The 25580-nt window shown below is 65.9% G+C and carries 26 protein-coding genes and 1 pseudogene; 7 read left to right on the top strand and 20 right to left on the bottom strand.

Features of this window, described 5'->3' with window-relative positions; translation table 11 throughout:
- Positions 1 to 90 precede the first annotated feature (90 nt).
- Positions 91 to 1011, top strand: coding sequence for an OmpA family protein (locus tag ASC83_RS22975; protein WP_056068140.1), 921 nt, complete (start codon positions 91 to 93; stop codon positions 1009 to 1011).
- 79 nt (positions 1012 to 1090) lie between these two features.
- Here the strand turns inward: ASC83_RS22975 and ASC83_RS22970 are convergent, their stop codons facing one another.
- From ASC83_RS22970 to ASC83_RS22960, 3 genes are all read right to left on the bottom strand, one after another.
- Positions 1091 to 2110 (bottom strand): aldo/keto reductase, encoded by a 1020-nt coding sequence (locus ASC83_RS22970; protein ID WP_056068011.1) that lies wholly within the window; start codon positions 2108 to 2110, stop codon positions 1091 to 1093.
- Positions 2111 to 2168: 58 nt separating this feature from the next.
- Positions 2169 to 2777, bottom strand: coding sequence for a YdeI family protein (locus ASC83_RS22965; protein ID WP_056068010.1), 609 nt, complete (start codon positions 2775 to 2777; stop codon positions 2169 to 2171).
- A gap of 62 nt (positions 2778 to 2839) precedes the next feature.
- Positions 2840 to 3637, bottom strand: a complete 798-nt coding sequence (locus ASC83_RS22960; protein ID WP_369817021.1) for a sigma-70 family RNA polymerase sigma factor — start codon at positions 3635 to 3637, stop codon at positions 2840 to 2842.
- A gap of 183 nt (positions 3638 to 3820) precedes the next feature.
- On the opposite strand from ASC83_RS22960, the gene ASC83_RS22955 reads away from it, so the two are divergent.
- From ASC83_RS22955 to ASC83_RS22945, 3 genes are all read left to right on the top strand, one after another.
- Positions 3821 to 4621 (top strand): nucleotidyltransferase domain-containing protein, encoded by an 801-nt coding sequence (locus ASC83_RS22955; protein ID WP_082522576.1) that lies wholly within the window; start codon positions 3821 to 3823, stop codon positions 4619 to 4621.
- Between the two features lie 248 nt (positions 4622 to 4869).
- On the top strand, positions 4870 to 6189 hold the full coding sequence (locus ASC83_RS22950; protein ID WP_056068002.1) for a flavin-dependent oxidoreductase: 1320 nt from the start codon (positions 4870 to 4872) through the stop codon (positions 6187 to 6189).
- Between the two features lie 134 nt (positions 6190 to 6323).
- Positions 6324 to 6929 carry an ATP-dependent Clp protease proteolytic subunit gene (locus ASC83_RS22945; RefSeq protein ID WP_056068000.1) on the top strand — a complete coding sequence of 202 codons (606 nt, stop codon included), beginning with the start codon at positions 6324 to 6326 and terminating at the stop codon, positions 6927 to 6929.
- A 78-nt stretch (positions 6930 to 7007) separates the two neighbouring features.
- Here ASC83_RS22945 and ASC83_RS22940 read toward each other — a convergent pair whose 3' ends face one another.
- The 8 genes from ASC83_RS22940 to ASC83_RS22905 all read right to left on the bottom strand — a co-directional run bounded on the left by ASC83_RS22940 (position 7008) and on the right by ASC83_RS22905 (position 13801).
- Positions 7008 to 7961 carry a Gfo/Idh/MocA family oxidoreductase gene (locus ASC83_RS22940; RefSeq protein WP_056067998.1) on the bottom strand — a complete coding sequence of 318 codons (954 nt, stop codon included), beginning with the start codon at positions 7959 to 7961 and terminating at the stop codon, positions 7008 to 7010.
- Between the two features lie 24 nt (positions 7962 to 7985).
- A complete protein-coding gene (locus ASC83_RS22935; RefSeq protein ID WP_056067996.1) occupies positions 7986 to 8852 on the bottom strand; it encodes a class III extradiol dioxygenase subunit beta in 867 nt (288 codons plus the stop codon).
- A gap of 2 nt (positions 8853 to 8854) precedes the next feature.
- On the bottom strand, positions 8855 to 9295 hold the full coding sequence (ligA, locus tag ASC83_RS22930; RefSeq protein ID WP_056067994.1) for a protocatechuate 4,5-dioxygenase subunit alpha: 441 nt from the start codon (positions 9293 to 9295) through the stop codon (positions 8855 to 8857).
- 4 nt (positions 9296 to 9299) lie between these two features.
- Positions 9300 to 10229 carry an amidohydrolase family protein gene (locus ASC83_RS22925; RefSeq protein ID WP_056067992.1) on the bottom strand — a complete coding sequence of 310 codons (930 nt, stop codon included), beginning with the start codon at positions 10227 to 10229 and terminating at the stop codon, positions 9300 to 9302.
- 33 nt (positions 10230 to 10262) lie between these two features.
- On the bottom strand, positions 10263 to 11267 hold the full coding sequence (locus ASC83_RS22920; RefSeq protein ID WP_056067990.1) for a tripartite tricarboxylate transporter substrate binding protein: 1005 nt from the start codon (positions 11265 to 11267) through the stop codon (positions 10263 to 10265).
- 86 nt (positions 11268 to 11353) lie between these two features.
- Positions 11354 to 12037, bottom strand: coding sequence for a 4-carboxy-4-hydroxy-2-oxoadipate aldolase/oxaloacetate decarboxylase (gene ligK, locus ASC83_RS22915; RefSeq protein ID WP_056067987.1), 684 nt, complete (start codon positions 12035 to 12037; stop codon positions 11354 to 11356).
- Between the two features lies 1 nt (position 12038).
- The gene (locus ASC83_RS22910; RefSeq protein ID WP_056067986.1) at positions 12039 to 13073 is read right to left on the bottom strand and encodes an amidohydrolase family protein; all 1035 of its coding nucleotides are present in this window, start codon (positions 13071 to 13073) and stop codon (positions 12039 to 12041) included.
- A gap of 35 nt (positions 13074 to 13108) precedes the next feature.
- Positions 13109 to 13801 (bottom strand): substrate-binding domain-containing protein, encoded by a 693-nt coding sequence (locus tag ASC83_RS22905; RefSeq protein ID WP_082522575.1) that lies wholly within the window; start codon positions 13799 to 13801, stop codon positions 13109 to 13111.
- A gap of 169 nt (positions 13802 to 13970) precedes the next feature.
- On the opposite strand from ASC83_RS22905, the gene ASC83_RS22900 reads away from it, so the two are divergent.
- Positions 13971 to 14936, top strand: coding sequence for a LysR substrate-binding domain-containing protein (locus tag ASC83_RS22900; protein ID WP_056067984.1), 966 nt, complete (start codon positions 13971 to 13973; stop codon positions 14934 to 14936).
- A gap of 116 nt (positions 14937 to 15052) precedes the next feature.
- Here ASC83_RS22900 and ASC83_RS22895 read toward each other — a convergent pair whose 3' ends face one another.
- The 8 genes and pseudogenes from ASC83_RS22895 to ASC83_RS22860 form a co-directional block, all read right to left on the bottom strand.
- Positions 15053 to 15967 carry an NAD(P)-dependent oxidoreductase gene (locus tag ASC83_RS22895; RefSeq protein WP_056067982.1) on the bottom strand — a complete coding sequence of 305 codons (915 nt, stop codon included), beginning with the start codon at positions 15965 to 15967 and terminating at the stop codon, positions 15053 to 15055.
- A 42-nt stretch (positions 15968 to 16009) separates the two neighbouring features.
- Complete coding sequence (locus ASC83_RS22890) at positions 16010 to 16987, bottom strand: tripartite tricarboxylate transporter substrate binding protein (protein WP_056067980.1); 978 nt, start codon at positions 16985 to 16987, stop codon at positions 16010 to 16012.
- Between the two features lie 8 nt (positions 16988 to 16995).
- Positions 16996 to 17727: an ABC transporter ATP-binding protein gene (locus ASC83_RS22885; protein WP_056067978.1), complete on the bottom strand. Its 732-nt coding sequence runs from the start codon at positions 17725 to 17727 to the stop codon at positions 16996 to 16998.
- The gene (locus ASC83_RS22880) at positions 17720 to 18493 is read right to left on the bottom strand and encodes an ABC transporter ATP-binding protein (RefSeq protein WP_056067977.1); all 774 of its coding nucleotides are present in this window, start codon (positions 18491 to 18493) and stop codon (positions 17720 to 17722) included. Before ASC83_RS22880 ends, ASC83_RS22885 begins: the two co-directional genes overlap by 8 nt.
- A gap of 1 nt (position 18494) precedes the next feature.
- Positions 18495 to 19490: a branched-chain amino acid ABC transporter permease gene (locus ASC83_RS22875; protein WP_056067974.1), complete on the bottom strand. Its 996-nt coding sequence runs from the start codon at positions 19488 to 19490 to the stop codon at positions 18495 to 18497.
- Complete coding sequence (locus ASC83_RS22870; protein ID WP_056067972.1) at positions 19490 to 20362, bottom strand: branched-chain amino acid ABC transporter permease; 873 nt, start codon at positions 20360 to 20362, stop codon at positions 19490 to 19492. Before ASC83_RS22870 ends, ASC83_RS22875 begins: the two co-directional genes overlap by 1 nt.
- A gap of 318 nt (positions 20363 to 20680) precedes the next feature.
- Positions 20681 to 21868, bottom strand: a pseudogene (locus ASC83_RS22865) (ABC transporter substrate-binding protein); the annotation flags it as partial.
- 142 nt (positions 21869 to 22010) lie between these two features.
- Positions 22011 to 22787: a GntR family transcriptional regulator gene (locus ASC83_RS22860; protein ID WP_056067968.1), complete on the bottom strand. Its 777-nt coding sequence runs from the start codon at positions 22785 to 22787 to the stop codon at positions 22011 to 22013.
- Between the two features lie 269 nt (positions 22788 to 23056).
- On the opposite strand from ASC83_RS22860, the gene ASC83_RS22855 reads away from it, so the two are divergent.
- Positions 23057 to 24112, top strand: coding sequence for an aromatic ring-hydroxylating dioxygenase subunit alpha (locus ASC83_RS22855; protein ID WP_056067967.1), 1056 nt, complete (start codon positions 23057 to 23059; stop codon positions 24110 to 24112).
- On the top strand, positions 24109 to 25074 hold the full coding sequence (locus ASC83_RS22850; protein ID WP_056067964.1) for a PDR/VanB family oxidoreductase: 966 nt from the start codon (positions 24109 to 24111) through the stop codon (positions 25072 to 25074). The genes ASC83_RS22855 and ASC83_RS22850 overlap by 4 nt, the downstream gene beginning before the upstream one ends.
- Before the next feature lie 122 nt (positions 25075 to 25196).
- Here the strand turns inward: ASC83_RS22850 and ASC83_RS22845 are convergent, their stop codons facing one another.
- A complete protein-coding gene (locus ASC83_RS22845; protein WP_056067963.1) occupies positions 25197 to 25553 on the bottom strand; it encodes an HPF/RaiA family ribosome-associated protein in 357 nt (118 codons plus the stop codon).
- Positions 25554 to 25580: the final 27 nt, after the last annotated feature.

Below are 25580 nucleotides of genomic sequence, written 5' to 3'. Positions count from 1 at the left end.
ATGGGGCCACCGCGCCCCCTGGCTTCGCCTCAGGCACACACCGTTGAGGCCCCCGCGATTGCCCCACCCCATTTCAAGGAAAACCTGACCATGCACCGCTTTTTTCACCGAACCACCGCCCTGTGCACCAGCCTGATTGCCGTTGGCCTGCTGGCCGCCTGCGCCAGCACCACCCCATCGCCCGCGCTGGAAGAGGCCCGTACCGCAGTGAGCACCGCTGCAGGAGACCCGGCCGTCAACCAGTACGCGCAGCTCGAACTGAAGCAGGCCACCGACGCACTGGCCAAGGCCGACCGCGTGTGGGCCGATGACCGCGACACGTCCGAGACCAACCACCTGGCGTACATCGCCCGCCAACGCGCCGAGATCGCCACCAATGCAGCCCGCGCACGCCAGCTCGATGCCAACATCCAACAGGCAGGCAGCGAAGCCGACCGCATCCGTCTGCAGGCCCGCACCCAAGAGGCTGACGCGGCCCGCCTGCGCGCCCAGCAAGCCCAGCAGCAGGCGATGAGCGCCGAGCAACGCGCCGCACAACAGCAGGCGCAAGCCACCGCTGCCATGGCCCAGGCCAATGCGGCACAAGACCGCGTGCGCGCACTCGAAGCGCAATTGCGCGAACTCGAAGCCCAGCAGACCGAACGCGGCCTGCTGGTGACCTTGGGCGATGTGCTGTTTGCCTTCAACAAGGCCGAGCTCTCGGCCCAGGCCGGCCCGCGCCTGGACAAGCTGGCGAACTTTCTCAAACAGTTCCCGGACCGCAAGCTGTTGATCGAGGGCTACACCGACAGCGTGGGTGGCGACAGCTACAACCAGGACCTGTCAGACCGCCGCGCGCAGGCCGTGCGCGATGCGTTGGTGCAGCGCGGCGTGGACAGCAGCCGCATCGCCGCACGCGGCTACGGCAAGGCCCACCCGGTGGCTGACAACGCGTCGCCCGAAGGCCGCGCCATGAACCGCCGTGTGGAGATCGTGATTGCCGATGACAAGGGCAATTTGCGAGGCCGTTGAGGCCCCACAAAAAGTCCTACCGTGAAGCCGTATTGAAGCTGCAGTGAACCTGCACTGAAGCCCACAAAGACCGCGCCGCCTAAGCTGCGCGGTCTTCAAACGTTTCGGTATCGACTTCGCTCGCGGATTGTGCGTTGTAGCGCTGGCCCACTACCGTGCGCTCGTTGATCAGCGCATCCAGCCGCGCCATGGTGGCGGCGTCCAGCCGCACGTTGGCAGCACCCAGGTCGTCCTGCAAATGCTCCACACTGGTGGTGCCTGGGATGGGAATGATGTGCTCGGCCTTGTGCAGCAGCCACGCCAGCGCCAGCTGGGCGGGGGTGCAACCCATATCGTGCGCAATGGCTTGATAGCCGTCGAGCAGATTCAGATTGGCGGCATAGGCGTCGGGCGCAAAACGGGGCATGGCGCGGCGGATATCCTTGGCATCCAGCGTGCTCACATCGCGCAGATCGCCACACAGAAAGCCCCGCGCCACGGGGCTGAACGCCACAAAGGCGGCGCCCAGTTCTCGGCAGGCGTCCAGCACAGCAATCTCGGGGTTGCGCGTCCAGAGCGAATACTCGGTCTGCACCGCAGCAATGGGGTGCACCGCGTGCGCCTTGCGCAGCGTGGCGGCCGACACCTCCGACAGGCCGATGCTGCGGATCTTGCCCGCGCGCACCAGGTCGGCCAGTGCGCCCACGCTGTCTTCAATGGGCACCTTCTTGTCCCAGCGGTGCAGGTAGTACAGGTCGATCACGTCGGTCTGCAGGCGGCGCAGGCTGTCTTCGCAGGTCTGGCGCAGCGTGGCGGGGCGGCCGTCGATCACGCGCACCAGCTTGCCGTCGCCATTCACATCCACGCCCTGCATGCCGCATTTGCTGGCCAGGGTGAAACGGCTGCGGTGCTGCTTCAGCACACGGCCCACCAGGGTTTCGTTGGCGCCAAAGCCGTACAGCGTGGCGGTGTCGAACAGCGTCACGCCCGCATCCAGCGCGGCCAGCAGCACGCGTTCGCCCTGCTCGGCAGACACCGGGGCGCCATAGGCGTGCGACAGGTTCATGCAGCCCAGGCCGATGGCCGAGACGGAGAAAGGTCCAAGGTTTCTTTGTTGCATGCTGCGAGCTTACGGCAAGCGCGGCAACCCACCGGGTGGCTCGGGCTTGGAGGCTGGGCTAAGCCTTTGCAACGGGTGGCCGCTTCGCCCACAGCTCAATGCGCTCGCCCGCAGCACAGGCGGCCACCAGCTGCGCAAACCGCGCCTCCCGGGTCGCATCGCGTTTGGCGGATGTGACCCAGTGCAGCATCACCTTGCGGTAGCTGGGCGGTGTGGATTCCTGAAAGTACCGCCACGCGGCCTTGTTGCGCTGGAACGTGCGTTGCAGCGCCACCGGCAGCTCGGCCGCCCCCGCCTGCTCGTGCGAGTAGATGGCCGACTTGTCTGCCTTGCGGTGCGCGAAGGCGGCCAGCCCCGCAGGCGTCATGCGGCCTGCCGCCTGCAACTGCTCCACCTTGGCGATGTTGACCGCACTCCAGATCGACGACGGCTTGCGCGGCGTGAAGCGGATCGAATACGTGTGCTCGTCAATACGCCGCCGAATGCCATCGATCCACCCAAAGCACAGCGCTTCGTCCACCGACTCCGGCCAGCCCATGCTGGGGCGGCCCGAGCCCACCTTGTGAAAACCCACCAGCAGCTCCGTCGCGCTGGCGGCGTGGCGCTCCAGCCAATCGCGGAACGCCTGCGGGGTGGCAAAGAAGGTGGGCGCGGGCTGCTGGATCATGGTGCTGCAAACGTCCTTCCGTCTTGCCTTCTTCCTACCAGTGGCAGCTGCAGGTGCGCGGGTCAGGCCACCACGGCGTCATGCACTTGCTCAGCGTGTGGCCCCAGCGGCACCACGCACAGCGTCACACCATCAAGCGTGAGCACCAGCCCCAACTGCCCGCCTACCTGCACCACCCCACCCACAGTGGCGCTTGCGTGCTGGGCACGCGGTGGCACAAGCTGCATCGCCTGGGCTGCGGCATGCACCGCCCCCGCGCTGACGGGCGGCTGGCGCAGCAGCGCCCACAGTGTCTGTGGGTCTCGCGATTGCAGGGACTGCAGGTACAGGCGCAGCACTGCTGCGTTGACGCCCCGGGGCTCATCGCTGGCTTCGCTGCACTCCGGAGCCGGCCGCAGGCGCTGCAACGCGCGGCGCAGTTGCTGACGGCTGGCCGCCTCAGTGCGGCCACTGGCCTGCGCCAGCTCTGCATGGCTGGCGTCGAACACCGCATGCAGCAACACCGCAGCGCCCTCCGCGGGCGTTACACACTCTGCCAGTCGCCGCAGCGCCAGCGTGGCCTGCTGCGCAAGAGCAGCATCGGCCTCCGCAGAAGGTGCGACCGCGCCAGCGACATCGGCGTGCACGCTCTGAACGGCTTCAGCCAGCCATTGCGCCATCCACTGGCGCCGCCGCAAACGGTCGATGGCCAGATTGCGCACCACTGTCAGCAGCCAGGCCTGGGCAGCATTGAGCGCAGAGGCATTGACCTCCAGCGCGCGCACATAGGCGTCCTGCACCGCGTCTTCAGCATCGGCCGGGCCTAGAAGGCGCGTGGCGGCGCGCACCAAGGCACTGCGGCTGGCGCCTACGAGCGCCACGGTGTGTTCGTCTTTTCGCATCGGAGCATGGTGCCACAGGCAGACCCAAAGCAGACTAGGACAGCAGTTGATGGACGAATGCAAGGATCCGGCGTTGGGTCGAAGGAAGGGCTCAGGCCCAAAGCAGACCTTGCGCGTAGCGTACCAATCGATCGGTGTGGCGGACTTCTGTAAAGTCTCAACATGTTGATCCATCACCCTCGTTCCACGCCCCAACTCCACCGCGATTTCCTCGATCGCGCTGTCTCTATCTTGGCAGCAGACTCCCGGGTTGTCGGTGTTGCAGCGGCCGGCTCCTATTCTGCAGACCTGATGGACGACTACAGCGATCTAGATTTGGTCGTCGTGTGCGAGGGCGCGAGCTTTGACGAGGTGATGCAGAGCCGCAAGCAAGTCGCTTCCAAGCTCGGGCGGCTGGTGGCAGCGTTCACAGGCGAGCACGTCGGCGAGCCACGCTTACTGATCTGCCTTTACGGACCACCCGCCCTTCATGTTGACCTCAAGTTTGTTCGCATTGAGGATCTGAAAGACCGGTCCGACCAACCCACCGTGTTGTGGGAGCGCGATGTGCGGCTGACCGAGGCACTAGCCCACGGGAAGCAAGCATTTCCCCCGCCCGACCACCAGTGGATCGAAGATCGATTCTGGGTGTGGGTGCACTACGGCGCCTCGAAGATTGCCCGCGGAGAACTGCAGGAGGCGTTGGACTTCTTCTCTTTTTTGCGCGGGTGCGTGCTTGGACCGCTTGGGCTTGAACGTGCGGGCAAGGCACCCATCGGTGTTCGGCGGGTAGAACTAGTACCAGAGTTGGCGTCATTGCTGGCAAACACGGTTGCTACTCTGAATGCTCCCGCATTGTTGGAAGCGCTGGAGAACACTATCGCGGCGTATCTGACCCTTCGTGCGTCGACGGTCAAAGTGAACACGGACGGCGAATACGTTGCCATGAATTTTCTGCACCAAGTACGCAGCCAAATGGGTTGAAGGCCCCGGGGCGTTCTTCACGTACCCTGGAGCCGCAAGTTCCGGTTCTGGCCGATAGCACCCACCCCAATGCCCCCCAGCAGTTGCAATGCAGCCTGCCCCTCTGGTCTGGGAGCAACATAGGTAGCTACGCCTGACAAGACTGGCTGAACGGGCACAACCCGCAGCAAAAAGCCACCTGCTATTCCCCCGATTCGCCTGCGGCGTCCGCGACAAGCTCCACCCGCCGTTCCATGGACAATCTCGGCATGTCTGGCGCACCTACTCCTACTTCACCCCCCTCCTCGCCCCGCCCCGTCCTGATCGCTGGCGGCGGTATCGGTGGCATGGCCACTGCCCTGACCCTGCACCAGATCGGCGTGCCCTGCATCGTCTTTGAAACGGTGCCCGAGCTGCAGCCGCTGGGCGTGGGCATCAACCTGCAGCCCAACGCCGTGCGAGAACTGCACGACCTGGGGTTTGGCAACGAGGTGCTGGACACGATCGGCCTGCAGGCGCGCGAATGGGCGCTGGTGGGTCGCAACGGCAACGAGGTGTACGCCGAGCCACGCGGGCTGGACGCGGGCTACCATTGGCCCCAGTATTCGGTGCACCGGGGGCAGCTGCAGATGATGCTGTTCAACGCCGCGCGAGAGCGCCTGGGAACCGACGCATTGCAGCTGGGGCAGCGGGTGGTGGGCTACCGGCAGGATGCGAACGGCGTCACTGCCATTGTCGAGACACGCGACGGAGAGAAGCGTGAAGTAGCCGGCTCGCTGCTGATTGCCGCCGATGGCCTGCACTCGGCCGTGCGGGCGCAGATGCACCCCACGCAGCCGCCCATCCAGTGGGGCGGCGCCATCATGTGGCGCGGCACCACGCCGGGGGTGCCGGTGCGCACGGGCGCGTCGTTTGTGGGCGTGGGCTCGCTGCGGCACCGTGTGGTGTTCTACCCCATCACCCCGCCCGACCCGGCCACAGGCCTGGCCACCATCAACTGGATCGCCGAGATCACGGTGGACAACCAGGGCGGCTGGCAGCACGGCGACTGGAACCGGCGCGTGGCGCTGGAGGAGTTCATCCACCACTTCGAGGGCTGGAACTACAGCTGGCTGGACGTGCCCGCCATGCTGCGCGGCGCCAAGGACATTTTTGAATACCCCATGATCGACCGCGACCCCGTGCCCACCTGGGTGGACGGCCGCGTGGCGCTGCTGGGCGACGCGGCGCATGTGATGTACCCCGTAGGCTCCAACGGTGCCAGCCAGGCCATCGTGGATGCGCGCGTGCTGGGGGCGCAGCTCATCGCGCACGGTGTGGGCCCGCAGGCGCTGCGTGCCTATGACGACAAGCTGTGCAAGGACATCTCTGCGCTGGTGCTGCGCAACCGGGGCTCCGGCCCGTTTGGTCTGCTGGGGCTGGTGGACGAGCGCTGCGGCGGGGTGTTCGACCACATTGACGACGTGCTGCCACGTGAGGAACGCGAGGGCTTCATGGCCCGCTACAAGGCGGCGGCGGGCTTTGCGATCGAGACGCTGAATGCCGCGCCCCCCACCATTGCGCCGGGGCAACGCGTGGCCGCAGGCTGAACAGTCCGAGGGGCGCAGTGCGGGCCAGTGGGTCCGCACTGCAGCGCTGGCCTGGATATGCAAGCGCAGAGAAATGTCACGCCCGGCGTCTCTCGTTCGTCAAGGCAGTCCTATCACTCGCAAGGACTTGCCCCATGGACACGCCAGACACCACCACACCCGCTCCAGCCCCCACCCAAGGCGCCGAACCGCGCACGTCTTACCTGGAAGAAAAAGCCTTCAAGGCCCGCACCCTGCTGGTCTTTGGCACCATCACCGACACCCTGGCCGCCGATGTGGCGCGGCGGCTGATTGCGCTGGATGCCGAGAGCGCCGAGCCCATCGACATGCTGGTGAGCTCGCCCGGCGGGCACCTGGAGTCGGGCGACACGATCCATGACCTGGTGCGCTTCATCACTGCGCAGGTGAACATGATCGGCACCGGCTGGGTGGGCAGTGCGGCCACACACCTGTACCTGGCGGCACCCCGCGAGCGGCGGTTCTGCCTGCCCAACACGCGATTTCTGATCCACCAGCCCAGCGGCGGTGCGGGTGGCCCGGCCAGCGACATCGCCATCCAGGCGCGCGAGATGGTGAAAGCACGTGAGCGGATTGCGGGCACCATCGCTCGGCAGACCGGCAAGCCGCTGGAGGTGGTGCTGGCAGACATCGAGCGCGACCGCTGGCTGTCGGCCGAAGAGGCCGTGGACTACGGCCTGGTCTCACGCATCATCGAGCACAAGGCGGCATTGAAGGGGTGATGCCAGGCACCCCTAACTATCAAATGCATAGCTGCTGGCGCTTGATATAAAAGCGCCAGCAGCCAATTGGGCTTGCAATCAGCCTGCGTTGAGCTGCAGCTCCAGGTCGTGCAGCACCTGGTAGCACGGCAGCACCTGGGCCACGCTGGCGTTGGGCTCGCGGCCTTCGCGGATGGCGGCGAAGAACTCGCGGTCCTGCAGCTCGATGCCGTTCATGCTCACATCAACCTTGCTCACGTCGATCTTCTCTTCCTTGCCATTCACCAGGTCGTCGTAGCGGGCAATGTAGGTAGCCGTGTCGCCGATGTAGCGGAAGAAGGTGCCGAGCGGGCCGTCGTTGTTGAACGAGAGCGACAGCGTGCAGATGGCACCGTTGGCGGCCTTGAGCTGGATGCTCATGTCCATCGCAATGCCCAGCGTGGGGTGGATGGGGCCCTGGATGGCGTTGGCCTTCACGATGGGGCTGCCGGCCTGGTAGGCGAACAGGTCCACCGTGTGGGCAGCGTGGTGCCACAGCAGGTGGTCCGTCCAGCTGCGGGCCTGGCCCAGCGCGTTCATGTTGGTGCGGCGGAAGAAGTAGGTCTGCACATCCATCTGCTGGATGTTGAACTCGCCTGCCGTGATCTTTTTGTGCACGTACTGGTGGCTGGGGTTGAAGCGGCGGGTGTGGCCACACATGGCCACCAGGCCCGACTGCTTTTGCAGGGCGATGACCTTCTCGCCATCGGCCAGCACATCGCACAGCGGGATCTCGACCTGCACATGCTTGCCCGCTTCCAGGCAGGCGATGGTCTGGCTGGCGTGCATCTGCGTGGGCGTGCACAGGATCACGGCGTCCACTTCCTTGATCGCCAGGCTGTCGGCCAGGTCGGTGGTGACATGCTTGATGCCGTACTTGTCGGCCACTTCCTGGGTCTTGGCCAGGTCGCGGCTGATGAGGGAGACGACTTCGACGCCGTCAATGTTCTTGATGCCGTCCAGGTGCTTGATGCCGAAGGCGCCAGCGCCGGCGAGTGCGACTTTGATGGTCATGGTGTGTGTCCTTTGGCGTGTTTTTTAGGTGTTCTCAAGAATCAGGTGGCCCACGGCGGTGTTGGACGCGGGCACATGGTAGAAGCGGTGCGCCAGCTTGGGCGGCTTGCCACCAGCCACATCGGCCATGGCGCCGCGGGCGATGAGCCACATCACGAGTTCGATGCCTTCGCTGCCCGCTTCGCGCACATAGTCGATGTGCGGGATGCTGGCGGCGGCCTCGGGGTCGTTGATGAGCTTGTCGAGGAAGGCGTTGTCAAACTCTTTGTTGATGAGACCTGCGCGCGGGCCCTGCAGCTGGTGGCTCATGCCGCCCGTGCCCCAGATGTGCACATTCAGGTCTTCGTCGTAGCTCTCCACCGCCTTGCGGATCGCCTGGCCCAGGTTGTAGCAGCGGCGGCCGCTGGGCACGGGGTACTGCACCACGTTGACGGCGAACGGGATCACCGGGCAGGGCCAGGCGCCCGTCTTCGGGTCTTGCTGGCCGCACATCAGAGACAGCGGCACGGTGAGGCCGTGGTCCACGTCCATCTTGTTGACGATGGTGAGGTCAAAGTCCTGCTGGATGACCGACTGGGCAATGTGCGCGGCCAGGTCGGGGTGGCCCTGCACCACAGGCACAGGGCGGGGGCCCCAGCCCTCGTCGGCGGGCTGGAACTGCGCGGCCGTGCCGATGGCGAACGTAGGGATCATCTCCAGGCTGAAGGCCGTGGCGTGGTCGTTGTAGACCAGGAAGATCACGTCGGGCTTGTTGTCCTTCATCCATTGCTTGGAGAAGTCGTAGCCCGCGAACAGCGGCTTCCAGTAGTCTTCCTGCGTCTTGCCCAGGTCCAGCGCAGCGCCAATGGCAGGCACGTGCGACGTGAACACGGAGGCGGTGATCTTGGCCATGGTCAGTTTCCTTTCTTGCCGGCAGCGCCTTGTGGCTGGCGGTGTGCCTGTGCGTCGCCGTCTTCGCCGATCACGCGGTTGCCATTGGCCGAGCGGCCGCCGCTGATCATCATGTTGCGGTATTCCTCTTCGGTCATGCCGGTCATGCTGCCCGCCATCTGCTGGAAGCTCTTGCCATCGGTGGCGCCGATCTTGGCCAGAAAGTAGATGTTGCCGCCCAGGCGGATGCACCAGTTCAGGTCGCGTGCCAGCACAGCTTGCTTCTGCTCTTCGGTCATCGCCCATTCATCGAGGTAGGCGCGTTCGTTGGCCTTGAAACGCTCGCGGTTGCCGGCCTTCATCAGGCTCATGCAGAACTGGTTGAGCCAGTAGCCCTTGCGGCTTTGCTCGGCGTCGAAGATGGTCGTGCCGGGCACGTCCAGGTAGGGTTTGTCGAGTGGCATGGCATCAGCCTTTCTTTGTCACTTCTTCAGGCCAGTAGAGGCGCATGGGGTTATCCACCAGCAGCTTTTGCTGCAGCTCGGCCGTGGGGGCGATGTGCGGAATGAAGTCCACCAGCAGGCCGTCGTCGGGCATGTGGTCCTTGAGGTTGGGGTGCGGCCAGTCGGTGCCCCAGAGCACGCGGTCGGGGAACTCTGCGACCACCTTGCGGGCGAACGGGATCACGTCGGTGTAGGCATTTTGCTCGCCGTTCAGGGCCTTGGGGCCAGTCACGGAGAGGCGCTCGGGGCAGCTCACCTTGCTCCACACATTGGGGTGCTGGCGCATGAACTTCAGGAACAGCTCAAACTCCGGTCCGTCCACCGGCTTGTTCACATCGGGGCGGCCCATGTGGTCCACCACCACGGTGGTGGGCAGCGCAGTGAAGAAGTCCCACAGCTCGGGAAGGTCCACGGCCTCGAAGTAGATCACCACGTGCCAGCCGAGCTTGGCGATGCGCGCGGCAATCTCCATCAGCTCGTCCTTGGGCGTGAAGTCCACCAGGCGCTTGACGAAGTTGAAGCGCACGCCGCGCACGCCGGCGTCGTGCATGGCCTGCAGTTCCTCGTCGGTCACCGAACGGCGCACGGTGGCGACGCCGCGCGCCTTGCCGCCCGAGTGCACCAGCGCATCGACCATGGCGCGGTTGTCCGCGCCGTGGCAGGTGGCCTGCACCACCACGTTGCGCGCAAAGCCCAGGTGGTCGCGCAGTGCATAGAGCTGCGCCTTGCTCGCATCGCAGGGCGTGTACTTGCGCTCGGGTGCGTAGGGGAACTCGGCACCGGGGCCGAACACGTGACAGTGCGCGTCCACGGCGCCCGCAGGCACCTGGAAGCGGGGTTTGCTGGGGCCGGCGTACCAGTCCAGCCAGCCGGGGGTCTTGGTGAATTCGCTCATGGGCGTGGGTCCTTGGTTGCTGGGTGGGGCAGGTCAGTCGAGGGACACGTTGGCCTTCTTGATCACGTCGCCAAAACGCTGGCTCTCGTCCTTGACGAACTGGGCGAACTGCGCGCGCGTTGTGGGGAAGGGCTCGTAGCCAAAGCTCTTGAACTTCTCCTGCACATCGGCGCCGGACAGGGCCTGCTCGATGTCCTTGCGGATCTTGTCGGTCACGGCAGCGGGCAGGCCGGGCGGCACGGCGATGGCGTTCCAGCCCGTCACCTCAAAGCCCTTGGGGCCACCCGATTCGCCCACGGTGGGCACATCCGGAAAGCTGGCCAGGCGCTGCGGCGCGGTGACGGCCAGAAAGCGCAGCTTGCCCGCGCGCTGCAGTGGCCCTGCGGTGGCAGCGCTGCCCAGCGCAAACGACAGCTCGCCGGTGGAGACCGAGGTGTAAAGCTGCGTGGTCTCTTTGTAGAGCACGTGCTCCATCTGCGTGCCGGTGGCGCTTTCAAACAGCTCGGAGCCCAGGTGCACCGGGTTGCCGATGGACCAGGAGCCGTAGTTGAGCTTGCCGGGGTTGGCCTTGGCGTCGGCCACGATGTCGCTCACGGCCTTGTACTTGCTGTTGGCGGCCACGGTGAAGAAGAAGTAGGTCTTGAACAGCGGCAGCAGTGTGTCGAAGTCCTTGGCCGTGTCGTAAGGCAGCTTATTGAACAGGCTGGGGTAGGCGGCCAGGTGCACGTTGTCGAGCACGATCAGGTCATGCCCATCCTTGGCGCCGCGCTTGAACGCGTCGATGGCGATGAAGCCGTTGCCACCGGGGCGGTTCTCGACGACCACGGGCTGGCCCCAGCTTTTGGACAACTTGTCGGCCACCAGGCGGGCCACGCCGTCCGGCCCACCACCCACGGGGAACGGCGTGATGATGCGCACGGGCTTGGACGGAAACGCCTGCGCCGAGGCGAACTGGGGCACACAGCCCAGGGCTGTGGCCAGGCCCACGGCCAGGCCCACACGGCGGGAAAGAGAAACAGGAGACACGGAACAACGCATGGAAAAAAGAAGCTGTTTGCTATGAATTACATAGCTGCAGGCACATGATTGACTAGCGCCTGCAGCCCAAAAGACTGAAAAACCGCTCAATCGATGTACTTGAGGCCCGCCTTCTCCAGGCCGGGGCGCATGTTGTACATGTCCAGGCCCAGCACGCCGCTGGCGAGCTTGGCGCGCTTCTCGCCCTCAAAGCTCTCGCGCTTTTGCGCGGCGGCCAGGGTCTCGGCCGCGCGGGCGGCGGGCACACACACCACACCGTCGTCGTCGGCCACGATCACGTCGCCCGGCGTGACCAGTGCACCGGCGCACACCACGGGGATGTTGACCGAGCCCAGCGTGGCCTTGATGGTGCCCTTGCTGCTGATCGCGCGGCTCCACACGGGGAAGTTCATCTCCTGCAGCGTCTTCACGTCGCGCACACCGGCGTCGATGATGAGCGCTCGCGCGCCCCGGGCCTGGAAGCTGGTGGCCAGCAGGTCGCCAAAGTAGCCGTCGGTGCACTCCGAGGTGACGGCCGCCACCACGATGTCGCCGGGCTGGATCTGCTCGGCCGCCACATGCATCATCCAGTTGTCGCCAGGCTGCAGCAGCACGGTGACGGCCGTGCCGCTGACCTGCTGGCCGCTGTAGATGGGACGCATATAGGGCTTGAGCAGGCCCACGCGGCCCATGGCCTCGTGCACGGTGGCCGAGCCGAGGGCAGCCAGGCCGTCAGCGGCTGCGCGGTCAGCGCGGGTGATGTTGCGATAGACAACGCCAAGTTCAAACATGTCAGAGCCCCTTTGCCTTCAGGCGTGAATCGAGTCGGGAGAACACGCGGCGCGTGTTGGCTTCGTAGATCTGGTGCTTGTCGTCGGCACTCAGGATGGTGGAGGCCTCGATGTAGCGCTTGGTGTCGTCGTAGTAGTTGCCGGTGGTGGGGTCAATGCCCCGCACCGCGCCGATCATTTCGCTGGCAAACAGCACGTTCTTCACCGGAATCACGGTGTTCAGCAGGTCGATGCCGGGCTGGTGGTACACGCAGGTGTCGAAGAACACGTTGTTCATCAGGTGCTCGTCGAGCAGCGGCTTCTTCATCTCCTGCGCCAGGCCCCGGAAGCGGCCCCAGTGATAGGGCACCGCGCCGCCGCCGTGCGGAATCAGGAACTTGAGCGTGGGGAAGTCCTTGAACAGGTCGCCCTGGATGAGCTGCATGAAGGCCGTGGTGTCGGCGTTCAGGTAGTGCGCGCCGGTGGTGTGAAAGCACGCGTTGCAGCTGGTGCTCACGTGGATCATGGCGGGCAGGTCGTACTCCACCATCTTTTCGTAGATGGGGTACCAGTGCTTGTCGGTCAACGGGGGGCTGGTCCAGTGGCCGCCGGAAGGGTCTGGGTTCAGGTTGATGCCCACGGCGCCGTATTCGTGCACGCACTTTTCCAGCTCGGGGATGCAGGTCGCGGGATCGACACCGGGGCTTTGCGGCAGCATGGCCACGGGCACGAAGTGGTCGGGGAACAGCGTAGAGACCCGATAGCACAGCTCGTTGCAGATGGCGGCCCAGGTGCTGGACACATTGAAGTCGCCAATGTGGTGGGCCATGAAGCTGGCGCGCGGGCTGAACAGCGTGATGTCGCTGCCGCGCTCTTTCATCAGCTTGAGCTGGTTGGTCTCGATGGACTCGCGCAGCTCGTCGTCGCTGATGTGCAGGTCTGCCACTTTGGGCATGGCTGCGGGGTCTTTGATGCCGGCGATCTGCGCATTGCGCCAGTTCTCCAGCGCCTTGGGGGCCGTGGTGTAGTGGCCGTGGCAGTCGATGATAAGGCTCATTTTTGGGTGCTCCTGGAAGGTGTTCTTGTGATCGGTCAGGCGGGGGTCATGCCCTGCTTTTGCTTGGCGTCCGCCGCAGCGGGAGAGGCCAGGTAAGCCAGCAACGCACGTGCTGCATCCACCTGTTGCGAATGCACGCCAACGCCTGCGGAAAACGTGGTGGTGATCTGGATGGCCGGTGGCAGCGGGCCCACGATCTGGATGCCCTGCACGTGCAGCAGCTCACTCAGTTGCTGAAAGCCCAACGCCACCTCGCCCTTGGCCACCAGCGAGCCCACGGGCACGCCGGGGGGCGCCTGCACCATGCGCGGGGCAATCTGATCGGCAATGCCCCAGCGCTCGAACAGCTTGGCCAGCGCCACGCCGCTGGGGCCGGTGGACAGGCTGATGCTGGGCGCGGCCAGCACGGCAGCGCGCACGGCGTCTTCGCTGGACAGGTCGGGCAGCGGCGCGCCGGCAGGCACGGCCACGGCCACGCCGGAGTGCACCCAGTCCACCTTGCTGCCGGGCACCAGATGGCCCGCAGCCAAAAGCTTGTCGATGGCGTCGGAGGCGAGGATCACCACGTCGAATGCCTCACCGGCCGCCACACGCTTGGCGGCGTCGACACCGCCCACCGATTCGATGGCGGCCTGCGTGCCCGACTGCTGCGCAAAACCGGCCACCAGGTCTGCCAGCACTTGGCGCGTGGCCATGGAAGAAATGCCTCGGATCACTGGCGCCGTCATGCGTTGTCTCCTGCTGGGCTGCGGATGGCCCAGGCGGTGCGTGCAGTTGTATACATGCCGCCGATTGTGGGCAGCCGCAGCCCAAACATGAAGGCGGCACCGGCACTACCAGATATATCATTCCGTGATCGTTGACCTACAGCTATTGCAAATAGCAGAGAGCCTTGCCATGGACCTCAAGCAGATCGAATACTTTGTGCGGGTGGCCGAGCTGGGCAGCTTTACCCGCGCCTCGGTGGTACTGGACATCGCCCAGCCCGCCCTGAGCCGCCAGGTGCGCCTGCTGGAGGTGGAGCTGCGCCAGAACCTGCTGGTGCGCAACGGCCGGGGCGCCACGCCCACCGAGGCGGGCAAGCTGCTGCTGGAGCACGGGCGCGGCATCCTGCACCAGGTGGAGCGCGCCCGCGAGGAGCTGGGCCGCGTGCGCGGCGCCCTGGCCGGGCGCGTGGCCATCGGCCTGCCGCCCAGCATTGCCAAGGTGCTGACCGTGCCGCTGACCCGCGCCTTCCGCGTGAAGATGCCCGACGCGGCGCTGGCCATCAGCGAGGGCCTGTCGGTGGCCATGCGCGAATCGCTGACCACCGGGCTGCTCGACATCGCACTGCTTTACAACACCACGCCCGCGCCGGGCATCGAGACCACGGCGCTGCTGGAGGAAGACCTGTTTCTGGTGCAGCGCCGCGCCCCAGGCCAGAGCGAGGCGGAGGCCGATGCCCTGGCCCGCACGCCCCTGCCGCTGGACGAGCTGCCGCGCTTTCCGCTGGTCATCCCCACGCGCCCCAACTCCATCCGCATGCTGGTGGAATCCGAACTGGCCGCGCGCGGCAAGCGCCCGCAGATCAGCCTGGAGATCGACGGCGTGGCCGCCATCCTGGACCTGGTGGCCGATGGCGCGGGCTGCGCGGTGCTGCCCATGAATGCGGTCACCACGTCGGGCAAATCGGAAGTGTTCAGTACCCGGCCCATCCACGGCGCGGGCAGCGATGGGGACGGCGAGGAGGAGGGCGGCAGCACCCGCCTGCGCAGCAAGCTGTTCATGGCTGTCAGCTCGCAACGGCCGGCCACACTCACGCAGCAGGCGATGGCAGAGCTGATTCGGACGACGCTGCAGGCGTTGTACAGGTCTCCCCCCTGAGCCGCTGCGCGGCATCCCCCTAAAGGGGGACGGCACCCTTGCTGCGGGGCTGCCCTTGCTCGGTGCCTCTGGCATTGCGCCGCGCAAGTTTCACCGGCGGGTGGCGATTCGCAGGCTCAGTCCTTTGCAGGCACGACGGACAAACGGCCCAACACCCGGTCCGCATAGTCCTGCCAGCGCGCGTCCTTGGGCAGGCCGTGAAAGACGCTTTCGCGCGCCAGGTCGGTCACCCACTGCTGCTTGGCAGCGATGGCCGAGGCCATCAGTGGCTCCATGCCGGCCTCGTGCACCGTGTGGGCCGATTCGCGCATCTCTTCGGCGCGGCGCTGGCCGTGCTGCACGACGCGGCTGAAGAAGTAGCGACCCTGTTCGTGCCAGTCGATGGAGGGAAAGGTCTCGGCCAAGGTGGGCAGCACATGGTCTTCCACGCCGTAGTGGCGGGCGGTGGAGTAGCTCTCAATCACCAGGGCTTCGAGGCCCTTGATCATGATGCTGCGGCACATCTTGATGGCACTGGCCACGCCCAGTTGCTCGCTCACGGGTTGGGCATCCATGCCCCAGCTGGTCAGCACAGTGGTCAGCGCGGCAGCCTGCACGCCGCCCAGCAGCATGGGCACGCGGATGCCGTAGGGGGGCACCGAGGTCATCACGCCCGCCTCGACATAGTGCGCACCCCGCGCCTCGATGAGCGCAGCGGCCTGCTGCTTGGTGCCGGGCGATGCCGAGTTGAGGTCCAGGAACACGGTGCCGGGGCGGATGTGCTGCGCGGCCTCCTGCGCCACGGCCAGCGTGTTCGATGCGGTGACGGCCGAGATGATGCAGTCACAACGCGTGCACAGTGCCTGCATCCCATCCACGGCCACCACGCCCGCTTGCGCGGCGTGCTTCTGCAGGGCGTCGCGGTGCGCGGGGTCGGCCAGCTTCAGGTCCCAGGCAGCGACCGAGGCCACGCCGGGCTGGACACGCAAGCCCGCACTGAAGATCTTGCCCACCTCGCCATAGCCCACGAGGCCGATGTGTGTGATGTTCATCCGATTTGCCTTTCGGTCACAAAAGCCGAAGCGCAGCAACCGTCACTGCCGCGCGATCTTGGCCCGGGCGATCACGTCGCTCCAGCGGCGCACATCGGCCGCCAGGTGCTCGCCCAGTTGCGCGGGGGTGCTGCCCTGGGCATGGAGGTTCAGTTCCAGCAGGCGCTTTTTCACATCGGGCTGGGCCAGTGCGGTCTGCACTTCGCGCGACAGACGCTCCACCACGGCAGCAGGTGTCTTGGCGGGCACGGCCAGGCCGTTCCACGACGTGACGTTGAAGCCCGCCAGTGGCCCGCCGCTTTCGCGCACCGTGGGCACGTCGGGCAACTGCGGCGCCCGCTGCGCGCCCATCACAGCCAGCGGCCGCAGGGCCTTGGCGCCGATCTGTGGCATGAGCCCCCCCAGGATGTCGATCATCACGTCGATCTCGCCACCCCGCAGCGCCGTGATGACCGGCGGCGTGCCGTTGAAAGGCACCACCTGCGCGTCGATGCCCGCCGTCACCTTGAACAGCTCGGCCGCCAGGTTCTGTGTGGTGCCGATCTGTGGCGTGCCGATATTGAGCTTGCCCGGGTGGGCACGCGCATAAGCCAGAAGCTCGGCCAGGGTGGCAAAACGCCCGCCTTCTTTCACCACCACGGCCAGATCAAACGTGGCCAGCAGCGAGACGGGCGCAAAGTCCTTGAGAGTGTCGAACGGCAGCGACTGGAACAGCGCGGCGCTCACCGCCGTGCCACTGCTCACCAGCAGCAGCGTGTGGCCGTCGGGCTCAGCCCGCGCTACCAGGTCTCCCGCCACCACGCCGCCTGCGCTGGGCTTGTTCTCAATGACCACGCTTTGCCCCAGCGGGCCGGCGATCTTCTGGCCCACGGTGCGCGCCGTGATGTCGGCCGCACCGCCCGCCGCATTGGGCACGACGATGCGCAGCGGGCGTGAGGGGAAAGCGGCCTGCGCGCTGGCCGCACCGCCGAACGACGCTGCCAGCCAGGCCAGAAGGGTTCTGCGGTGCACGGCTTGCATGGCGCGCGCTACCGTGCCACGCCCAGCAGGCGGTCCAGCAGGTCAGGCTGGGCGCTCAGCTCGGCAGCGCTACCGGTGTGCACCACGGTGCCCCGGTCCAGCACGGCGGCGTGGTCCGAGATGGCCAGGATGGCCTGCGGATGCTGCTCCACGATGATGGCCGACAGGCCCTCTTCGCGCGTGATGCGGCGGATGGCGCGCAGCAGCTCTTCCACGATGATGGGCGCCAGGCCTTCGAGCGGCTCATCCAGCAGCAGCAGGCGCGGGTTGAGCACCAGCGCGCGGCCCACGGCCAGCATCTGCTGCTCGCCGCCGGACAGCTGTGTGCCCAGGTTGGTCTTGCGTTCGGCCAGGCGCGGGAACATTTCGTACACGCGCTCGGGCGTCCACGGCCGTGCGGTCGATCCTTTGCGGCCCGGGCGCGCCACGGCCGTGAGGTTCTCGTGCACCGTGAGCGACTTGAAGATGTTGCGCTCTTGCGGCACCCAGCCGATGCCGGCCGCCGCGCGTTCGTGTGGGGGCAACTTGTGCAGCGCCACGCCGGCCAGGCTCACTGTGCCGGCATGCTGGCGCGTGGCCCCGGCCAGCGTGTTGATGAGCGTGGTCTTGCCTGTGCCGTTGCGCCCCAGCAGGGCCAGCGTGTCGCCTTCGGGCAGGGCCAGCGAAATGCCTTGCAGCACCACGGCCTCGCCGTAGCCTGCGCTCAGGCCCTCGATGCGCAGGAGTTCTGTCTTAGACATGCGCACCCTCCCCATGGCCGAGGTACACCGCCTTCACCTGCGGGTCATTGGCAATCGTGTCCGGGTCGCCCTCGGTGAGCACCGTGCCGTTGACCAGCACCGTCATGCGGTTGGCAAAGCTGAAAACCAGGTCCATATCGTGTTCGATCAACAGCACCGAGACATCGGCGGGCAGGGCCGCCACGGTCTGCAGCAGCTCCTCGCGCTCGCCGGCGGGCACACCGGCCACCGGTTCGTCGAGCAGCAACACGCGCGGCTCGCAGGCCAGCGCAATCGCAATCTCCAGCAGGCGGCGCTTGCCGTAGGCCAGCACGCGCGTTTCCTCGGCCATGACGGAGGTCAGGTGGAACTGCTCCAGCAATTGCTCGCAACGTTCGGTGACCGCCTTGCGCGCACCCAGCGGTTGCCACCACTTGCCGCCCAGGCCCTGGTGCTGCGACACGGTGAGCGCCAGTGTCTCCAGCGGCGTGAGCGTGTCGAACAGCTGGTTGATCTGGAAGGTGCGCACCATGCCGCGCTGCACACGCTGGTGCGGCGCCAGGCGCGTGATGTCCTGGCCTTCGAGGGTGATGGAGCCTTCGGTGGGCTCCAGCACGCCAGTCAGCAGGTTGATGAGCGTGGTCTTGCCCGCGCCATTGGGGCCAATGAGCGCATGGCGCGCGCCCTTTTGCAGGTTCAGCGTGACGTTGTTGGTGGCCGTGATGCCGCCAAAACGCTTGACCAAGCCCTTGGCCGACAGCACGGTGGTGGAGGTTGTCGTGTTCATATCAATGGCCTCCCGCTTTGGAGGCAGCCCCGGCCTTGCGACCGGCGCCAAACCAGGTCCAGGGGCGGAACAAACGGTCGCGCCCGACCAGTACCAGCACCACTAGGAACAAGCCCACCCAGAAGGTCCAGTACTGCGGTGTGATGGACGAGATCACGTCCTGCAGCAGCTTGAAGCCAATGGCGCCGAGGATGCCGCCGTACAGCCAGCCCACGCCGCCGATCACCAGGATCAGCATCACGTCGGCCGAGCGGTGGAACTCGAACAGGTCGAGCGAGGCAAAGCCTGTGGTCTGCGTGAGCAGTGCGCCCGCGGCACCGGCCAGCGCAGCGGCCAGCGTGTACACCTGCGCCAGCTTGGCCGTCACGGGGATACCGATGGCCATGGCGCGCAGCCGGTTGTCGCGGATGGCCTTGAGCGTGGCACCAAAAGGCGACTGCACGATGCGGCGCGCGATGAGGAAGAACACCAGCAGCACGGTGAGCGAATACCACGCGGCCGTGCGGCCGTACAGGTCAAACTCGAACTGGCCAAGCACCGGCCCCATCATCACGCCCTGCAGGCCGTCGGCGCCACCGGTCAGCCAGTCGAGCTTGTTGGCCAGCTCCAGCATCACCAGTCCCACGCCCAGCGTGACCATGAGGCGGGTGAGATCGGTGCCGCGCATGATGGTGAGCGACGCCACGGCGCCCAGCACGGTGGCCGCGCCAATGCCCACGGCCAGGCCCACCAGCGGGTCGGGCATCACATGCTTGGCAAACAGCGCGGCCGCGTAGCCGCCCAGCCCGAAGAAAGCCGCATGGCCCAGCGAGACGATGCCCGTGTAGCCCAGGATGAGGTCCAGCGAAATCGCGAACAGCGCCACGATGGCGATCTCGTTGATGATGAGTGCGTGGCTCGGCAGCGCCAGCGGCGCGGCAAAGGCCAGCAGCCACAGCACGGGCTCCCACCAGCGAAAGCGCCGGGCCTGCAGCAAGGTGTTTTGCAGGTTTGACATCACTTGCCCCCCTTGCGCACAAAGAGGCCCTGGGGGCGCCAGATGAGGATCAGGATCATGAGGCTGTACACAATGAAGGCGCCCAGCTTGGGGATGTAGTACTTGCCTGCCACGTCGGCAATGCCGAGCAGCAGCGCGGCCAGCAGCGGGCCGGTGATGGACGAGGTGCCGCCCACCGCCACCACGATCAAAAAGTAGATCATGAACTTGAGCGGGAAGCTCGGGTCGAGACCCAGCACCTCCGCTCCCAGCGCACCGCCCAGGCCCGCCAGGCCGGACCCGAAAGCGAAGGTGGACAAAAACACGATGTTCACGTTGATGCCCATGCCAGCGGCCACGCGCTGGTCGTCCACACTGGCGCGCAGGCGGCTGCCGAAGCGGGTTTTGGTGAGCACATACTGCAGGCCCACGGTGAGCGCAGCGCACACCGCGATGATGAACAGGCGGTAGTGCCCCATGCCCAGCATGAGGGCACCGGTGCCGATCTCGGTACGGCCCTTGAGCCATTCAGGCAGCTGCATGATCTGCTGCGTGGAGCCCACAAAGTAGTCCACGCTGGCCACGGCCATGAACACCAGGCCAATGGAGAACAGCACCTGGTCCAGGTGGGCCTTGTGGTACAGCGGGCGGTACAGCGTGCGCTCCAGCACGCCGCCCAGCAAGGCCGTACCGACAAAGGCGATGGGCAGGCAGACGAGGAAGGGCACATCCAGCCGCTGCATGAGCAGCACGGTGATGTAGCCCCCCGCCATGGCAAAGGCCCCGTGCGCGAGGTTGATGAAGTTCATCAGCCCCATGGTCACGGCCAGGCCTACTGCCAGGATGAACAGCAGCATGCCGTAGGCAACGCCGTCGAAAAGAATGGTCAGCATGAAATCACTTCATTGAAGACAAAAGTGCACCACCCTGCTCAGGGCTGTGGAAGTGCGACGAATCACCAAAGCCGGACGTTCAACCTGCGGCCCCCGGTTTCGACAGGCCCAGCCCGAACGGATCGAGAGGGAGCCTGCCCGTAAATACTGGCGCGGCCCAGACCAGCGGCCGCCGCGCAAGGGCCGCCCCGCCGCGCTGGCGGCGTCCCCCTTGGGGGCTGAGTGCCGCTGCTCCGAGCCTGCCTGCGCAGGCTTGGACGGCAACGAAGAGTGGCCGCATCTGGCGGACACACCGAGCGGGTCGCGGCTCAGGGGGGCTTATTTAGTCTTGCCGGGGTCCTTGACGTCCTTGATCACGTCGAACTCTACGTTGTACAGCTGGCCGTTCACACGCTCCACCTTGCGCAGGTACACGTCCTGCACGATGTCGCGGGTCTGCGCATCGATGAACACCTTGCCGCGCGGGCTTTCGAAAATCTGGCCCTTCATGGCGGCCAGCAGGGCGTCACCGCCGCCGGCACCCTTGGTGGTCTTGAGCGCTTCATAGATCACGCGCATGCCGTCATAGCCGCCCACGGCCATGAAGTTGGGACGCAGGCCCTTGTTGGCCTTCTCGAAGGCTTCCACGAACTTCTTGTTCATGGGCGAGGGGTGCGCAGCCGAGTAGTGGTGCGAGGTGACCACGCCCAGGGCGCCATCGCCCATGTCGTTGAGTTGATCGTCGTCCGTCACGTCGCCGGTGCCGATGAGCTTGATGCCGGCCTTGTCCATGCCGCGCTCCAGGAACTGCTTCATCACCGCAGCGCCCGCGCCCGAGGGCACAAAGACAAACAGCGCGTCGGGCTTTGCGTCGCGCACCTTCTGCAGGAAGGGAGCGAAGTCGGGGTTGCGCAGCGGCACGCGCAGGGCTTCGGTCACCTGGCCGCCGTTGAACGTGAGGCGCTGGTTGAAGAACTTTTCGGCGTCGATGCCGGGGCCGTAGTCGCTCACCAGGGTCACGACCTTCTTGATGCCGTTCTTGGGTGCCCAGTCGGCCAAGGCCACCGACACTTGCGGCAGCGTGAAGCTGGTGCGCACCACATAGGGCGAGGCCTCGGTGATGCTGGACGTGGCGGCAGCCATCACCACCAGGGGGGTCTTGGACTGCGTGGCCAGCGGGGCGGTGGCCATGGCGGAGGGCGTGATGCCCATGCCGGCGAGCACGTTGACCTTTTCGTTGACGACCAGCTCCTGGGCCAGGCGGCGGGTCACATCAGGAAGACTGGTGTCGTCCTTGATGATGAGCTGCACCTTCTTGCCACCCACCATGTCGCCGTTCTGGGCCATGTACAGGCGCGCCGCGGCTTCGATCTGCCGACCGGTGGTGGCTTGCTGGCCGGTCATGGGCAGAACCAGGCCGATCTTGAACACGTTGTCCTGCGCCACGGCGGGCAACACGGTCAGGCCGGTGGACAGCGCGATGGCGGCGGCAGCCGAGGCACGAAGAAGGTGGCGTTTTTGCATCGTTGTCTCCTGTGGAAAGTCGTTGTATACAGAAAATGCTGGCGGGAGTTTGGCGTGGGCTGGGTTATTTCACAAGCGCAAATTCAAGCATTCAGGTATCGCCAAATGCAATAACCCAAGGAGCCCCGGACGCTTGCACCGGCCGTTATGCCCGCTCGCGGATCAGCTGTACACCGGGCAAGCCCTGCACCTGCGACGCCTGCACCGCCGCCAGCAGGTTGCGCCGGGTGATGCGCGAGTGCTCTCGCAGGATGGCCTCGGCCCGTGCACCCTCGCGCCGCTCGATGGCGTCGAGCGCCTGGCGGTGCTGGTCTTGCGCCACCACCAGCATGTCGCGCGCCTGGGCCGAATGCGTCTGCACCACCACAAACGCAGAGGGCGACGCAAACGGCAGGCCCTTGACGCGGTCCAGCTCGCGCGCCACCACGTCGCTGCCCACCATGCGGCTGAGCAGCAGGTGAAACCGTGCATTCAACTCCACATAGCGCGAAAAACCTTCGTCATCCAGCGTGGGCGGTGCCAGGGCACTGTCGATGGCGTCCAGGCAGGCATGGGCCTCGGCCAGCAGGGAGGGGGCCACGCCCCGCTCGGCCGCCAGGCGCGCGGCCAACCCCTCCATGGTGCCGCGCAGTTCAATGGCGTCGGCCACATCGGTTTCAGAGAACGTGCGCACGGCGTAGCCGCCACCGGGCAGGCGGTGCAGCAGGCCCTCCTGCTCCAGCCGCATCAGCGCGGCGCGAATGGGCGTGCGCGACACCCCCAGCTTCTCGACGAGGGTCAGCTCGGCAATGCGGGCGCCGCCGGGCAGCTCGCCCGCCAGGATCATCTCGCGCAGGCGCAATTGCGCCTTGACGGCCTGCGAGGTACCTGCCTCGGCGGCCTCGGCCGGTAGAGCAATGGTCAGGGGTTCGGGAGGGTTCATGGCGATAGGGAGCGATACGACCAGCGAGGGGAGAGAGTCAGTCAGCGCAATGTATACACAAACCAAAACAACATCCACTCAAAAACACTTCAACACATTACAAAACAACAAGTTAGAAGATATGCCAGAGTGCAATAGCTGCTTTACGCCTTTACTATGTATACATAAACTCGCCTTTTTCGCACAATCGCCCCACCTAGCCTGCGATCTGCGAGCGGGCTGTATACCAAGCCTGCAACGACACCATCCACCCACGGAGAGAGACAACCATGTATCCCAAGAACGCCTGGTACGTAGCCTGCACGCCCGACGAGATCGCGGACAAGCCCCTGGGCCGCACCATCTGCGGAGAGAAGATCGTGTTTTACCGCCCCGCGCCCGACCAGGTCGCCGCACTGGACGATTTCTGCCCCCACCGGGGCGCCCCGCTGTCGCTGGGCACAGTGTGTGAAGGCCACCTGCAATGCGGCTACCACGGCCTGCGGGTGGAATGCACGGGCAAGTCGGTGTCCATGCCCGGCCAGCGCGTGCAGGGGTTCCCCAAGGCGCGCAGCTTTCCGGTGGTGGAGCGCTATGGCTTCATCTGGGTGTGGCCCGGCGACGCCGACAAGGCCGCCCCCGCCACCATCCACCACCTGCCCTGGGCCAACAACCCTGAATGGGCTTACGGCGGCGGGCTGTACCACATCGCCTGCGACTACCGCCTGATGATCGACAACCTGATGGACCTGACGCACGAGACCTATGTGCACTCCACCAGCATCGGCCAGAAGGAAATCGACGAGGTGCCCTGCAAGACCCGCGTGGAGGGCGACGAGGTGATCACCAGCCGCTTCATGGAAGGCATTGAAGCCCCCCCGTTCTGGAAGATGGCACTGCGCATGAACGGCCTGCCCGACGACCAGCTGGTGGACCGCTGGCAGATCTGCCACTTCACGCCCCCCAGCCATGTGCTGATCGAGGTGGGCGTGGCCCTGGCCGGCAACGGCGGCTACAACGCCCCGGCCGACAAGAAGGCATCGAGCATCGTGGTGGACTTCATCACGCCCGAGACCGAAACGTCGATCCACTACTTCTGGGGCATGGCCCGCAACTTCAAGCCGCAAGACCCGTCGCTCACCACCCAGATCCGCGACGGCCAGGGCAAGATCTTTGCAGAGGACCAGCAGATGCTGGAGCTGCAGCAGGAGAACCTGCTGCGTTACCCCGACCGCAAGCTGCTCATGCTCAACATCGATGCGGGTGGCGTGCAGTCGCGCAAGATTCTGGACCGCCTGCTGGCGGCAGAACGCGCACCTGCCGCAGCACAGGCGGTGGCCGCATGACCGCGCAGGAGACCCTGCAGGTCCGCGTCGTCAAGAAGCAGGCCGAAGCCGAGGGCATCGCCAGCTATGAGCTGGCGCGGCTGGACGGCGCCGCACTGCCGCCGTTCAGCGCGGGCTCGCACATCGATGTGCACCTGCCGGGGGGGCTGACGCGGCAGTACTCGCTGTGCAATGCCTCGCACGAGTCGCACCGCTACCGCATCGCCGTGTTGCGTGACCCGGCATCGCGCGGCGGCTCGGTCGCCATGCACGACAGCGTGCACGAAGGCGACGTGATCACCATCAGCACGCCGCGCAACCACTTTGCGCTGCACCCTGCACAGCGCACGCTGCTGCTGGCGGGCGGCATTGGTGTGACGCCACTGCTGTGCATGGCCGACCGGCTGGCGCGCACGGGCGCTGACTTTGCGCTGCACTACTGCACCCGCTCTGCCGAACGCACGGCGTTTGCTGCTGAAATTGCTACATCGGCCATTGCGCCCCACGCCCACTTTCACTTCGATGCAGGCGCCCCCGAGCAGAAGCTGGACACCGCCGCCGTGCTGGCGGCCCCCGGCCCCGACAAGCGTCTGTACGTGTGTGGCCCGGCAGGCTTCATCGACCATGTGGTGACCACTGCCAAGGCCCTGGGCTGGGCGCAGGACCACATCCACCTGGAATACTTTGGAGCCCCGGCGCAGGACACCTCGGGCGACCAGGGGTTTGAGGTGCGCATTGCCAGCACGGGCAAGGTCTACCCCATTGCCCCCGATGTGTCGGTGGTGGAAGCGCTGCGCAAGGAGGGCATCGACATCCTGACCTCGTGCGAACAAGGCGTGTGTGGCACCTGCCTCACGCGCGTGCTGGAGGGCGAGGTGGACCACCGCGACATGTACCTGACCGACGAAGAAAAGGCGGCCAACGAGCAGTTCATGCCCTGCTGCTCCCGCGCGCGCAGCAAGCTGCTGGTGCTCGACCTGTAGGCGACCCCAACAAAAAGGCGCTGCAACCTTCGGGCTGCAGCGCCTTTTTCATTACTCCTGAATTGATAGCTACCAGCACATGAAAATCATGCGCCAGAAGCCCATTTCACTTCGAATTCACTTCAATCCCGTTCGTCGGCGGCCACACGGATGGTGTCGCGGCCATTGCGGTCCTTCACACGGCCCAGGTCAGTGTCGAGGGCGCGGGCCAACTTGTCGGCCGCGCCGATGAAGGCGTTGGCCATCTTGTCGGCCTCATCAGTCACAGTGATGGGCTGGCGGCCCGTGACGCGCGCTTCAATGCGGCAGCGCTTGTCATTGGCACCGGACTTGCCCGCATCCAGATCGGCGAGGAACACCTCCAAGCGCGTCACATGGTCCTGAAAGCGGGACAGCCGGCTCTTGCACTCGTCCGTGATCCAGCGCGCCAGCGAATCGCCGCCGTGGATGTGGTCGTCGGTGTTGACTTGTACTTGCATGGAGAGGGTCCTTCCTGATGAAGTTGC

Origin of the sequence: Acidovorax sp. Root402 (assembly GCF_001425125.1) — a bacterium.
In the GTDB taxonomy this organism is placed as follows: domain Bacteria; phylum Pseudomonadota; class Gammaproteobacteria; order Burkholderiales; family Burkholderiaceae_C; genus Acidovorax; species Acidovorax delafieldii.
This window is presented reverse-complemented; position numbering and strand designations above follow the sequence as displayed.